Origin of the sequence: Cohnella algarum, assembly GCF_016937515.1 — a bacterium.
GTDB classification, from domain to species: domain Bacteria; phylum Bacillota; class Bacilli; order Paenibacillales; family Paenibacillaceae; genus Cohnella; species Cohnella algarum.
This window is the reverse complement of sequence record NZ_JAFHKM010000002.1, coordinates 2,103,826-2,115,546: the sequence shown is the minus strand read 5'-3', so window position 1 is coordinate 2,115,546 and position 11,721 is coordinate 2,103,826. Positions and strand designations below refer to the sequence as shown.

Genomic DNA, 11,721 nt, shown 5'->3' with positions numbered 1-11,721 from the left:
TGTCATCCCTCACTGTTCCTTAAATTCAGCTAGGATCCTCGTCACATGGACGGTATCAATCATTTTGTCTTTTCGCAGCACTGCATCCAGAAGCGCAGCGGTGCAGACGTTATTTATCTCTCGGCATATCCCCCGAGCATGCGCGTATATGGCGTCCATCGCTTCTGTCGTAAACACCGGCCCTGTACTTCCGGCAACCTCCAATTGGTGGGAGATGTAATCGCGGCACTCCTCGAGCGACAAGCCTTCCAAATGAAAACGCACGTTCATCCGCTGTGTAATCGGCTTGAAGATTCTCAGTTGCAACGTGGCCTGTAGTTCCGGCTGTCCAATGAGCAGCAGGGCAAGCGGCGAAATCGAGTCCATACGAAAATTCGTCAAAAAGCGTATTTCTTGCAGCATGTCTCCTGAAAGCAGGTGCGCTTCATCCACGACAATAACGGCGACCTTCTGCTGGTTCTCGTACAAATCCCATACGAGGTGCTGGAATTGCCGTTTGGCTTCGCTGCGCAGAAACTTGGGCGGCAAGCCGAAGTGGTGGAGGAGTTCACGGTAAAAGTCCCTTGGTTTCAGATTCGCATCCGACAGATAGATAAACCGGTACTTGTTCGGATCCAGTTGGTCTTTCAAGTAGCGAACGGCTGTCGACTTGCCGCAGCCAATTTCACCGGTGACGCAGCCAATCGAGCGAGTCATCACCATATACTGCATCCGTGCTACACATTCTTCGAATCGCTTGGAGCGGTGCAGATGCCGTGTTTCAATCTCCCGGGTGAACGGAACGCGCTCCCACCCGAAGAAACCACGAATCATGAGCGATTCACCTCTTTCATCGCTCGCGAAAGCGCAGCGCCTTGCGCTTCGCGGGTCTGCCGTTTCTGTTCTTCCACCAATAATTCCACATAGTTGAGGCCCGTCTTCGGCGGTTGCATGACGGCCTTCGGTTCATCCTGCTTCGGCCGGTTTTTCGGATCGCGGAGCTTCATTGGCTTCGCGTCTTCATAGCGCTGGCCGTCCTTCCACACCTGGATGACGGACAGGTCGTGCGGATCGAATCGCACCTGAATCTTCGAGCCGGCAAGCTCTGTCTGGACCTCGAATATCGTGCCCAGCAGCGAGATGCATCCCGTTTTGTCCACTTTGCGGGATTCCTCCAGCAAGAATACTTCTATGAGTTCATGCGGCGGCAACATGCGAATCGGGTGGTCGTCTTTTTGGTATCGGTCGACTGGGCGCTGCTTAAAGCTGTTGTGGACTTTCTGGTGGTAAGCAATCTCAAGCCACGCCGAGAAGAATCGATTCAAATCGTTAAGCGTCTGGATCTTCCCTTGTTCAATCAGGTCGTATGCCTCCGGCACAAAGCTCTGGTCGACAAATCGGAAGAACTTTTCTTGCTTCCCGCGTCCCATAGGACGTCCGGGGCGAGTATGCTTAAGCTCTGCCCCCAGTCGCCCGCAAATCCGCTCAAAATGGTGTGAAGAATAGATGGCGCCGTTATCGACATAGATCATTTCCGGCACTCCGTTCTTTAAAATCGCCTTCTTCAGGCAATCCTCCAGCCGGGCCACACGTTCCTCGAAATAGAACTGGCCATGCACAACGAAGCGAGAGTAATCGTCAATGAAAATAACCAGATAGGCCATGACCTTCTTGCCGGGCTTGTCCGGATGCGGAAGGTAAAGGGTATGCTGCACATCGCCTTGCCACATGCTATTTCGGTGCGTGGCTTCAAACCGGCGAAAGTGGCTCCACCCCGTATTCAGTAACGCTTTGCGCGTGGCGCCGCGGCGGCGAAGCTGCTTGCTAAGCGTGCTTTCTTTCAGGGTGCCGGGGGCCACGAATGCCGCCAGTTCCAGAATCGCAATAATCTGCCTGACGCTTCGGCCGGGTTGCTCCTGCTTTAAGGCAATCGCTTTGGCAAGCACATCCTCGGGGATTTCCCTGGTCGTGAGTTTGTCTGCTCGGACGGAGGGCAACAGCGCCTCCCATCCGCCTTCGCGATACGCTTTTAAATATCGCTCAAGCGTTCGTAGACTAATTCTCCTTCGCTGTCCCGACGACGTTTCATACTCATGGCTTACAATTTCGCGCATCAACGCCATCTGTTCTCCGGGATCCAATTTGCGGCTAACCAGTGATGCAATTAAGCCATAACGGAAGTTGGCTTCTTGCTGCCTTGCTTGCTCATCCATGCTAAATCTCCTCTCCCTGTGGTCTATGAGAGTATCGCATAGACGCTAGAAGCCAGGGAGGGCGCATATTTTGTGGGATCAGGAGGGCAACTTGCCGTCCAGGCGATTTTTAAAGCAATTTTGGAGGCGATTTTCGTTTGCCTTGCTCCTTGGCGGTGGATGCTGAAGGGATTTATAAGCGTGATGCTACAGGTAACCTCGCATTTAGAAACGTCCAATAGCCCCGTCTGGATGCGCCAGCGGGGATGAATCGGGGTAACAGTTTGTCCAGCCAATCCAATGTATCCATTGGCGTTGGGTTCATCATGGTGGGGTAAAGGTGGAGCATATCCGTGTCGTCCCCCTGGGCTACGAGTTTCCCAGCAACCCATAGTGCTGCATCCGCTGCGCGGCGCAGATGTCTTGCCCACCAGCGTTTCAACGTACGGCGGCTATAACGCACGGCAGGAGTTGTTGTGCTTTCTGTCGTCTGCCGCCAAGAGAATCCCTTGTGCTTGCGCTTTAATGCCGCTTCTCGCACCCAAGTCGCATACCGGGCCCATGGAATCAGGAACTCCGGCAGGAGGGAGATTGTTATTCTACAGGTAGGACAATATCGACGGTAGATCGGGATCTGGATGACCTCATGCTTCGTCACAATTCCTCGCCAATAACGACCGTGTTTATGGAGAAGCCGACCGCAGTTTTCACAGCAGAGCTGGACGTCAGGAGATTGATTTCCGAATGTGCGTAAATAAGCCTTGCAAGAAAGGCCGAAATAAAGTATTTTTGACATGATGAAGTGAATGCTCCCGGGGATCCTCGCCAAAGGTTCGGGAGCATTTTCCTTTTTAATCGACAATAGCCTAATCCACCGTCATTGTACAGAAGGGATTAGGCTATTGTCGGCTGTTTATTCGGTTTGGCTCCGCCACACCGAATGGCGAATTCATGCCTTTTTCCCGCCATAAAGTCAGGCGGCGAACACAATCCATTTTGAATTGCTGTGCAAAAGAGTTGCCGGGCTGTTTGGCAATCAAAAGGTAACAGTAAAAGTGAGAGATTCAGTTAACTATGTAATCAGTAAATACCTTACCGATCAGTTGATGAGAAAGGGTGATTTCCTTTGGATTAAGGGAGCTGAAAACATAAAAGCCAGGGTTCCGCTTTCAAATGACGTTGGAGTAAGATCAATCAATCATATTTCCAAAGAAGAGATCGCTGAGGCAATGCTACAAATAGTTAGTAAAAGTTTTGGAATCACTACAAATGACCTTTATTCAGTTACAGCTCGGGTATTCGGATTCAGCAGAACGGGCGGCAATATTAGCAATGCAATGCAACAAGCTTGCGATTATCTCGTTGAATCAGGGGTTGTTAAAAATCTTAATGGAAAGATCGTTCTTTAGTCGTTAATTTTTTCTAACCACAATTACTAGGTGTCAACGCCGGAATTAAATTGACCCACTAGCGCCGGGATAATTTTGACCCACCTGTGCGCTTGGTGACGAATAGATTCCGGTTTTTAGTTTTTCTTTAAGCCTGTAGCTGTTCCCACGGATGTTTACTACGTGGGAATGATGGAGGAGGCGATCAAGCACGGCCGTTGCAAGAACGGCATCTCCCATAAGTTCGCCCCACTCACCAAAGCTTTTGTTACTGGTCAGGATCATGCTGCTTTTCTCGTACCGAGCACAGACCAGTTGGAAAAACAGGTTCGCACCCAGTGGGTCCAGGGGGAGATAGCCCACCTCGTCGACGATGAGTATCCGAGGACGAAGATAAACCCTCATTCGCTTCTCCAATCGGTTTTCCTCGTACGCCTTTCGCAAATCGCTAACTAGTTGAGCGAGCGAAACGAAATACACCGGCAAGCCTTGTCCAATCGCCTCCATCGCAATTGCGACGGCTAAATGGGTCTTCCCGACGCCGGGAGGGCCGAGAAAGAGAACATTCTCCTGCCTCCCAACGAATGTTAATGCAGCAAGTTCACGAATCAGGCGCTCATCAAGCCCAGGTTGAAACGTGAAGTCGAAATCACTTAGCGTTCGTCGATACGGTAGATGCGAAAGTTTCATTCGTACCTCAACGTTTCGGCGTTGACGCTCCAAAATCTCAGCCTCCAGCAACTCGTTTAGGAAAGTGAGGTAAGTGCTTTGGCTTCTGCCGGCGGCCTCTAACTTTGCATCGAGAGCTTGGGCAGCTTGTTCTAAGCCGAGTTCCTCCAGACGGAGGCGAGCTTGTTCTAGTGCAATCATGCGCCCACCTCCACAAGGCGATCATAAACATCGAGAGATCGCACCTCCACATCTTGTTCAGGTATCTGAAGCCCTTGAGGCCTTGGGTAGGCATAGCCTTGCGCCGTACTCAGGTTGGTGTACTGGTTCTCGCACATGACAAGCGTTCGTGATCGGTATTGCTTTTCATGCTGGGCAATGAGCTGCTTCTCAGAATAAATCTCGACTATGCCATTCACTTCACGCACCTTCACATCACGGCCACTGAACCGCCAAGGAACGCCGTACCGTACGCCATCGTAGCTGACGAATCCGTCCCGGCTGGCCTTTCGAGGCTCGAATCGGTACTTTTCCCAGCGCTCCGGAGTTGGCAACGGCCCAAGCGCTTCATTGGCCAAACGGTCGAATGGTCTTTCGCCGGTTGTGCCATGAATGCGGCGATTTTGTTCGTCACACCACTTCCGGGCCTGGCGGTTCAGATCACCGAGATCCGTGAATTGTCTTCCTGGCATGAAGTTCTGCTCGATGAACTGAACGCTTCGTTCGACTTTGCCTTTGGTTTGTGGACGTCGTACGCGGCAGACCTTAGGGATCATGCCGATGGCTGCGGCGAAGTCTTCAAACAACGGATGCCAGCGCGGCTTTCGGTCGTCGCCCATGCCCAAGATGACGGTTTTCATCTGGTCGGTGAGCATCGTTTTCGGGACGCCGCCAAAGTATTCTAGGGCGTTCATCAAGCAGCGTAGAAAGCTGTGGATGTCACAGCGTTTCGTAAACTCCATATACGTCGCGCGGGAGTGGCCCAAAACCATTGCAAAGACAGGGATCTTCCGAACCTCCCCGGTTAGATCGACGTACTCGCAAATCTTCCAGTCTACCTGTGCTTGTTGTCCAGGTTTCGTCTCGTAGCGTTGCACAGCCGGCGCCTGTTTTGGAGGACGATGCGGCTTCACATAGTCCTTGATGATCGTAATTCCACCGCCATATCCTTGTTCTCTTAAGAGACGTAGTAGAACTTCACAATTGAATATTCCTTTGGCCAAGTAAAGATCCAACTGGGACTTGTATGGATCTAGTTTGGAAGCTCTTTTCTTGCGGGGATTGGGTTCAGGGATACCATCGGCTCTAAGATATTTACGAATCGTATTTCTCGAATGACCCGTCTCCCGCATGATCTCACGGATACTCTTGCCGCTAGCTTGAAGTTCATGTAATCTAATCACTGTCCCACTCCTTAGCATATTTCCTCCTCTCCAAATATCTTGGCCGATATTCTCGAGGAGATATATTCTACAGGGGTGGGTCATTTTCATTCCGGCGCTGGTGGGTCAATTATATCCCGGCGGTGACACTAGGAGGATTTATTTTGGAGCAATTAATTGAAGTTCTACAAGAAATTAGGGACGGAATTTACTCAATCAATTCAAACATTGAGGACTTAAAAGTATCTGTTGAGGAACTCAAGGGACAAGGTCTTTATAATTCGATATCAGATGTATACGATAAGTTGGAATCATTAGCAAGTGATATCAAAGGCAATGGCCTATATGATAGTCTTAGTGATGTTTGTAATAAATTGGATGAGATCTCTACTATACTAAATTCGATAGATACTAATACGATGTGAGATTATAAATATTGTTTGGAACCATTTTTACAAAATCACGTAAACTAATCGAACAATTTTCAACCGTTAAACATTCATGCTGAACCTTTTAAAAATGAAAACCCAGTTCGACCAAGACGCGTTCTAACGGAACGGTTGAAGGAGCGAGCCCGTCTATTGGATGACATTAAAACTGGTATAAAGTGTGGCACCGCCCCGTGCACCATCAGAGATATTTCTTATTCAGAGTCAGAAAAGGCAAAAACCCAATAACCACAAGTTTTTTAAACCACCACAATTACCGAAAACGCAGAAAAGACACCTAACGCGGTGTCTTTTCTGATGGTTTTGGTGGAGGCGAGGGGAGTCGAACCCCTGTCCGAAGACAACGCCACACAGGCTTCTACGGGTGTAGTGACAGATTTGATGTCACCCTAGAGACGCCCTGTCACCGGCTGCTCTTCGGGTCAGCCTGATTGTCTTCTTCAGCACACCCCAGGCGGAGATGTGACAGCGTATCCCACTAAAGTTGAGCTCTCAACCCGCCACATGGGCGATGGAAGGCAAGAGCCTGGTGACCGTTATTAGGCGGCCAGAGCCAGAGAAGGTTGTTTAGCTTTGCCGTTTAATTGGCTTCCGCGTTAGTGAAGCAGACGCAGCCCTACTACCCGCTACCCATGCTCGATCTATCCCCGTCGAATCCAAAAACGCCCCCAAATAAAAGCGCCCTCGGCGTCCGCAGACGGCCAATCGGCTTGGTAGAACTCGCTGCGCGGCTCCCGAAACCGAACGAACCGGATCGATCCGCCGTGCCGGCAAAAAGCGGCACAACGCGCAAGCGAATAAAATCGTCGATCAAACACATTCTTAGTATAACACGATTCGCGTTCGAAAACCGCCAGAGGTTGCTGGCAAGCTTGGTCCGCATTGCCTTGGCAGCCGCGAACGCATTTGGAAGCGCCGGCCTGCCCCGAATCCGGAAAAAACGATCGTGTCCGACGTCGCGAGGCAAACGCCCAAAATCCGCGAGACCTCGCCGAAATTTCACACCGGACATTCATTTTATCAACTCCGCGGCTCAAAATCAAGGACACCGGGGTGTTGCACGCCAAGCTTGTAATCCCGCTTGCCCGGCGTAATCAAGCCTTCCCGCGCGGAAGCTTCTCGGCGTACCGGGCCCGGAGCTCGCCCAGATACTCCAGCTTGGACAGCACGCTCTCCTTGTTCAACAGTCCGATGCTCAGGATCAGCTGCTCGATCAGCAGCAGCGGCGTCACCATCGAGTGGAATTCCCCCATCTCCCCCCGGCTCACGTAAAAGGCTGCATCCGCCTGCGCCCCGTACCGGAACTCCTCCCGGTCGGTGATCAGGACGGCCGAGCAGCCGATCCGGCGCACGCAATCCTGAAGAACCTCGGTTTCGGGCAGCAGCCGCGCGAAGTTGAACATGACGACGACGTCTTCCCGCTGCACGTGCGCGAGCGATTCCAGCAGCTCGTGGCCGCTCGGCGCCATTAAACGCACCGACATGCCGAATCGCGACAACCGGTAATGGAGCAATTCGCCCAATGCCATCGCCGGTCCCGGGGCATGCACGTATATCCGTCTCGCTCCTGCCATCAGCGAGGCGGCCCGCTTCAATTCGGCCGGGTCCGTTTTTTCCGCCGTTTCCTGCAGGTGCGCGAGCGATTGTTCGAGCATTTTCATCGGCAAGCTGGAAGGGTCCAGTTTGGAAATGGTCGTCTCCAGCTTCAACGCCGGCGTCGTATCGGAAGCGGACCGAAGCTTCTGCTTGAAGTCCTTCCCGTTTTCGTAGCCCGCGGCGCGCCAAAACCTCGACACCGTCGCGATGCTCGTCCCGATCCGGTCGGCGATTTCCTGTTCGGTCATGAACAGCGCCTCGTCGGGATGACGCTCGATGAAATCGGCGATTTTGAGCTGACCCGGCGAAAATCCGTTTTTGTCGGGAAACCATTGCTTTTTCGTTAGATGCATTCGTTCTATTCTCCCTCTCCCTCGATTCCTTACTCATCGTAGCAAACGTTTGTTATGTAAGAAATATTTCACGGTTATCACCATGTAAAAAATATTACAGCCAGTTAACACATTGCCTCTTTTCATTTAATACTCCGTCTCTACACTAAAAACAAATTCCGATCGGGAGGCGGTCCCCATGAGTGCCAAAGGCAAAACCATGTACACCCTCACGTCCTCGCAGAAAATGATGATTTTCGTCCTGTCCATGTCCCTGTACGGCTTGTCCAACATGTTCACCGAGCTCATCCCAAGCTTCCGGCTCGGTCCCGTCGAGCTGTCCGTCGAGTATTTCGCCTTTATCCCGCTTACGCTGTGCATGCTGTTTCATCCTTTCTACGCGGCTGTCGGCGCGGCGCTGGGCGAAGTGATTTTCGGCGAATTGATGCTCGGACAGTTCGGCGGCCTCGGCGAGCTCGAGAAATTTCTGACCTTCTCGTTCGCCATGTACGTCGCCGGCCGCCTCGTCCGCGATCCGCAAAGCCGCGCGCAGGTCGGCATCGCCGCAATGACCGGCGTCGTCATTCACCAGCTGTGCAGCAGCCTGGTCGACATCGGCAAAGTGTGGATCGGCGTCGAAGAATTCGAAGCCGTGCCTGGGCTCGCCGAAAGCGTCGTCCTGGCGGAAGGCGTCGGCTTCCTGAACGACGTGCTGTTCTCCGGCATCCTGTTCGCGCTGCTTCCGACGCTGTATCTCGTTCCGAGACTGTACGGCAAAATCGAACCGCTGCTCGGCATCAAGCCCCGCGCCAAGACGGACCGCTACGAAGCAGCGGGCGTCGTTTCGCCCAAGCTGGTCGCGGGCGGCATCGCGCTTGCTCTGATCGCGTTCGGCGCGGAAGCGTTGTCCGAAACGGATTGGAATTTCGGCGAATGGGACAGCGGCTTTGCCGACCGCCTCGGAAACGGCGCCATCTGGCTGAGCATTGCCGCGGCCGCCGTCGTCGCCGTCGCCGTTCTCCTCCTCATGCGAGCGAAAAAAACGCGCAACGGCCCAAAAGACCCGAAGGGCGTGCCGTATGCCTAAGCCTCTCGCCATCGACATTTCCGGCGTCACCTTTACGTATCCCGGCTCCGAGGTTCCGGTGCTAAGCGACGCGACCCTTGCCGTCGAGCAAGGCAGCTTCCTCGCGATCGTCGGCGGCAACGGCTGCGGCAAATCGACGCTCTGCAAACTGTTCAACGGCCTCATCCCCCATTACTATTCGGGAGATTTTGCCGGCGAAGTCAACGTATGCGGACTCTCGTCCAAGGAGAAAAGCGTTGCCGAGCTGTCCGCCAAAGTCGGCTACGTCTACCAGGACTTCGAAAACCAGCTCGTTCGCCCCACCGTCCTGGACGAGGCCTGCTTCGCCCCGCTCAACTACGGGCTTCCCGATTACCGGGACCGCGCGCTCCGGGCGCTCGATTTGTGCGGGCTCGGCGAATTTCGGCACCGCTACATTTGGGAGCTGAGCGGCGGGCAGAAGCATCTGCTCGCGTTGGCCGGAGCGCTGTCGCTTGCGCCGGACGTCCTTGTCGTAGACGAACCCGTGTCCCAGCTCGATCCGAGCCACGCCCGCCAGGTGTACGAAGTGCTGCGGAAGCTGAACCGGGATTACGGAAAAACGGTCGTCGCGATCGAGCATCATCCCGAATTTATCGCCGATTACTGCGGCGAGGTTTGCCTGATGGAGCAGGGCCGCGTGCTGTGGAAGCTGCCGACGCTTGAAGCCCTCAACCGGATCGGCGATCTGGAGCGGCTCGGCATTCAGCCGCCCGAGGCCACCCAGGCCGCGGCCAAGCTGAATGCCCTGCTGCAAGCCGCTTCGGACAAGGACGACCGGCCGGCTTTCCCGGCGCTCCCGCGGCCTTATCCGGTCACGACCGAAGCGGCCGTGCCGTATTTCGCCGGCCTCCTTCGCAGCGCGGGCGCGACCGATCGACCGTCCGACAACGTCAATGCAATCGTGCGGACGGACGACGGCAGCCCGAGCGCTCCGCGGGAAGGCCGCACCGTCATCGCCTTTCGCGACGCCGGCTTAACCTACCGCACCGTGCGCAAAAACGAACGGCCCGTCCTGCGCGGCATCCGGCTCGACATTCGCGAAGGCGAGCGCATCGCGCTGATCGGCAACAACGGGGCCGGCAAGTCGTCCCTGCTGAAGCTCATCGCCGGCATCTCCCGGCCGTCCGCGGGCTCCGTGTCCGTCCTCGGCCTCGACACGCGAAGCGTATCCGTCGAACGGCTGTCCGGGCATGTGGCGTTCGTGTTTCAAAACCCGTCCGACATGTTCATCGACGACCATGTGCGGAAGGAAATCGCCTACAGTCTGCAAAAACGCGGTCGCGATGACGCCGAGGCAACGGTAGAGCAAATGCTCCGCAGCTTCCGGCTCGAGGAGCTTCGGGATCGCGACGCCCGGCTGCTCAGCGGCGGCCAGCAGCGGCGGGTGACGCTCGCGATCGGCGCCGCCATTCGGCCCGAAATCATGCTGCTGGACGAACCGACGGCCAATCTCGACTTGGCGACTCGGGAGGAGCTGCTGGGCACCCTGGAGGAGCTTCGGCATCACGTCCGCACCGTCATCATCGCCACGCACGACATGCAGCTCGTCAGCCGATGGGCGACGAGAGCGATCGTGATGAGCGAGGGAACCGTGGCGGCCGACGGGACGCCCGCCGACATTTTCGCCGATCCCGATCTCATCCGCCGCGCCGGACTCGCGCTGACGCAAAGCCTGGAGCTGTCGGCGGAACTCGCGCTCTCGCCGCCATGCGCCTCCCCGGAGGAGTTGGCCGAACGCCTGTTTCGCCTGATTGCCCGAAAGGAGGACCGACCCCATGCAGCTCGTCCGCAACTGGTTCCATAAGCTGTCGCTCGACCGGATTCAGTTCGAACTGATGAACACCGCCTACGGCACCGGGCATGCCTCGCTTTCGCGGCTCGACCCGCGCGGGCTGCTCGTCTGGTATCTTTTTTTCGCCGTCGTCCCGTGGTTTGTCGGAAGCTATGTCGTGCTGGCCGGCATGTGCCTGTTCATGATCGTCACGACCGTGCTGTCGCGGGTGACGCCTCTTATCATTGTCGTGCTGTGCCTGGGGCTGATCGGGCAGGTGGGGTGGCTGTTTGTGCTGTCGCTGTTTTTTGGCGGGGATGTTTCTTCGGCTTTGCCGCTGCTGAAGCTGACGCTTAAGCTGTCGATCGTGTCGCTGGCGAGCATCACGGTGTTTTCCGGCCTGGATCCGGAGAAAATCAGCGACGGCTTGCTGGCGCTCGGGATGCCGGCGGCGTTTTCCTTCAGCCTGTCCTACGGCTATCGCATTTTGCCGGTGCTGTTCCAGGAATTCCGCAACGTGCTGCTGTCCTATCGGCTGCGCGGCAAAGCGCCGGAGCGTCCCGGCTTGCTCTATTGGCGGCTCGGCGCCTACTATTTGCGGCTGCTCGTCTATTCGTTTTACCCGTTAATGCTCGCGACCGCCAAACGTTCCCGCACGACGGTGGAAGCGCTGGAGACGCGGGGGTTTTCCTACGGGCTGAAAAATCCGGCAGCCAAAAAGCTCAAGCTGTCGCACCTGAAATTCCGAACGCGCGACGTTTTGTTTTTGGCCGGATCGGCGGCGTACGTGGCCGTCCTGTTTTGGCTGGGCTGAAGCCGCAAAGCCATATCCCTATATAAAAGAAGGAGCGCTGC

The 11,721-nt window shown here is 55.0% G+C and carries 11 protein-coding genes and 1 other RNA gene; 5 read left to right on the top strand and 7 right to left on the bottom strand.

Features of this window, described 5'->3' with window-relative positions:
• Positions 1 to 9 precede the first annotated feature (9 nt).
• From JW799_RS09610 to JW799_RS30025, 3 genes are all read right to left on the bottom strand, one after another.
• The gene (locus tag JW799_RS09610) at positions 10 to 813 is read right to left on the bottom strand and encodes an ExeA family protein (protein WP_080832318.1); all 804 of its coding nucleotides are present in this window, start codon (positions 811 to 813) and stop codon (positions 10 to 12) included.
• Entirely contained in the window at positions 810 to 2,192 is a 1,383-nt protein-coding gene (locus JW799_RS09605; protein WP_205429525.1) for a DDE-type integrase/transposase/recombinase, read from the bottom strand. The genes JW799_RS09610 and JW799_RS09605 overlap by 4 nt, the downstream gene beginning before the upstream one ends.
• A gap of 172 nt (positions 2,193 to 2,364) precedes the next feature.
• Positions 2,365 to 2,967, bottom strand: a complete 603-nt coding sequence (locus tag JW799_RS30025; protein WP_420830679.1) for a DUF6431 domain-containing protein — start codon at positions 2,965 to 2,967, stop codon at positions 2,365 to 2,367.
• A gap of 259 nt (positions 2,968 to 3,226) precedes the next feature.
• On the opposite strand from JW799_RS30025, the gene JW799_RS09600 reads away from it, so the two are divergent.
• Complete coding sequence (locus JW799_RS09600) at positions 3,227 to 3,580, top strand: hypothetical protein (protein ID WP_205429523.1); 354 nt, start codon at positions 3,227 to 3,229, stop codon at positions 3,578 to 3,580.
• 45 nt (positions 3,581 to 3,625) lie between these two features.
• Here JW799_RS09600 and istB read toward each other — a convergent pair whose 3' ends face one another.
• Positions 3,626 to 4,429 carry an IS21-like element helper ATPase IstB gene (gene istB / locus JW799_RS09595; protein ID WP_205428207.1) on the bottom strand — a complete coding sequence of 268 codons (804 nt, stop codon included), beginning with the start codon at positions 4,427 to 4,429 and terminating at the stop codon, positions 3,626 to 3,628.
• Positions 4,426 to 5,649 carry an IS21 family transposase gene (gene istA / locus JW799_RS09590; protein ID WP_205428206.1) on the bottom strand — a complete coding sequence of 408 codons (1,224 nt, stop codon included), beginning with the start codon at positions 5,647 to 5,649 and terminating at the stop codon, positions 4,426 to 4,428. Before istA ends, istB begins: the two co-directional genes overlap by 4 nt.
• A 125-nt stretch (positions 5,650 to 5,774) precedes the next feature.
• Here istA and JW799_RS09585 point away from each other — a divergent pair, with 125 nt between their 5' ends.
• The gene (locus tag JW799_RS09585) at positions 5,775 to 6,035 is read left to right on the top strand and encodes a hypothetical protein (protein WP_041049471.1); all 261 of its coding nucleotides are present in this window, start codon (positions 5,775 to 5,777) and stop codon (positions 6,033 to 6,035) included.
• A 328-nt stretch (positions 6,036 to 6,363) separates the two neighbouring features.
• On the opposite strand, the gene ssrA is transcribed toward JW799_RS09585, so the two are convergent.
• Positions 6,364 to 6,729, bottom strand: a transfer-messenger RNA (tmRNA) gene (ssrA, locus tag JW799_RS09580).
• Between the two features lie 424 nt (positions 6,730 to 7,153).
• On the bottom strand, positions 7,154 to 8,008 hold the full coding sequence (locus JW799_RS09575; RefSeq protein WP_205429519.1) for a MurR/RpiR family transcriptional regulator: 855 nt from the start codon (positions 8,006 to 8,008) through the stop codon (positions 7,154 to 7,156).
• A gap of 178 nt (positions 8,009 to 8,186) precedes the next feature.
• Here JW799_RS09575 and JW799_RS09570 point away from each other — a divergent pair, with 178 nt between their 5' ends.
• From JW799_RS09570 to JW799_RS09560, 3 genes are read left to right on the top strand one after another with little or no spacing between them, the layout of a single operon-like run.
• A complete protein-coding gene (locus JW799_RS09570) occupies positions 8,187 to 9,074 on the top strand; it encodes a DUF8171 family membrane protein (RefSeq protein WP_205429515.1) in 888 nt (295 codons plus the stop codon).
• Positions 9,067 to 10,899: an ABC transporter ATP-binding protein gene (locus tag JW799_RS09565; protein WP_205429514.1), complete on the top strand. Its 1,833-nt coding sequence runs from the start codon at positions 9,067 to 9,069 to the stop codon at positions 10,897 to 10,899. Before JW799_RS09570 ends, JW799_RS09565 begins: the two co-directional genes overlap by 8 nt.
• The gene (locus JW799_RS09560) at positions 10,871 to 11,680 is read left to right on the top strand and encodes an energy-coupling factor transporter transmembrane component T family protein (RefSeq protein ID WP_080831867.1); all 810 of its coding nucleotides are present in this window, start codon (positions 10,871 to 10,873) and stop codon (positions 11,678 to 11,680) included. Before JW799_RS09565 ends, JW799_RS09560 begins: the two co-directional genes overlap by 29 nt.
• Positions 11,681 to 11,721 lie beyond the last annotated feature (41 nt).

Bases quoted from the DNA above. Each gene is read 5' to 3' on its own strand.
- JW799_RS09560 (WP_080831867.1), top strand. From the start codon at position 10,871: ATGCAGCTCGTCCGCAACTGGTTCCATAAGCTGTCGCTCGACCGGATT.
- JW799_RS09565 (WP_205429514.1), top strand. From the start codon at position 9,067: ATGCCTAAGCCTCTCGCCATCGACATTTCCGGCGTCACCTTTACGTAT.
- JW799_RS09610 (WP_080832318.1), bottom strand. From the start codon at position 813: ATGATTCGTGGTTTCTTCGGGTGGGAGCGCGTTCCGTTCACCCGGGAG.
- JW799_RS09605 (WP_205429525.1), bottom strand. From the start codon at position 2,192: ATGGATGAGCAAGCAAGGCAGCAAGAAGCCAACTTCCGTTATGGCTTA.
- istB (WP_205428207.1), bottom strand. From the start codon at position 4,429: ATGATTGCACTAGAACAAGCTCGCCTCCGTCTGGAGGAACTCGGCTTA.
- JW799_RS30025 (WP_420830679.1), bottom strand. From the start codon at position 2,967: ATGTCAAAAATACTTTATTTCGGCCTTTCTTGCAAGGCTTATTTACGC.
- JW799_RS09570 (WP_205429515.1), top strand. From the start codon at position 8,187: ATGAGTGCCAAAGGCAAAACCATGTACACCCTCACGTCCTCGCAGAAA.
- istA (WP_205428206.1), bottom strand. From the start codon at position 5,649: ATGCTAAGGAGTGGGACAGTGATTAGATTACATGAACTTCAAGCTAGC.
- JW799_RS09575 (WP_205429519.1), bottom strand. From the start codon at position 8,008: ATGCATCTAACGAAAAAGCAATGGTTTCCCGACAAAAACGGATTTTCG.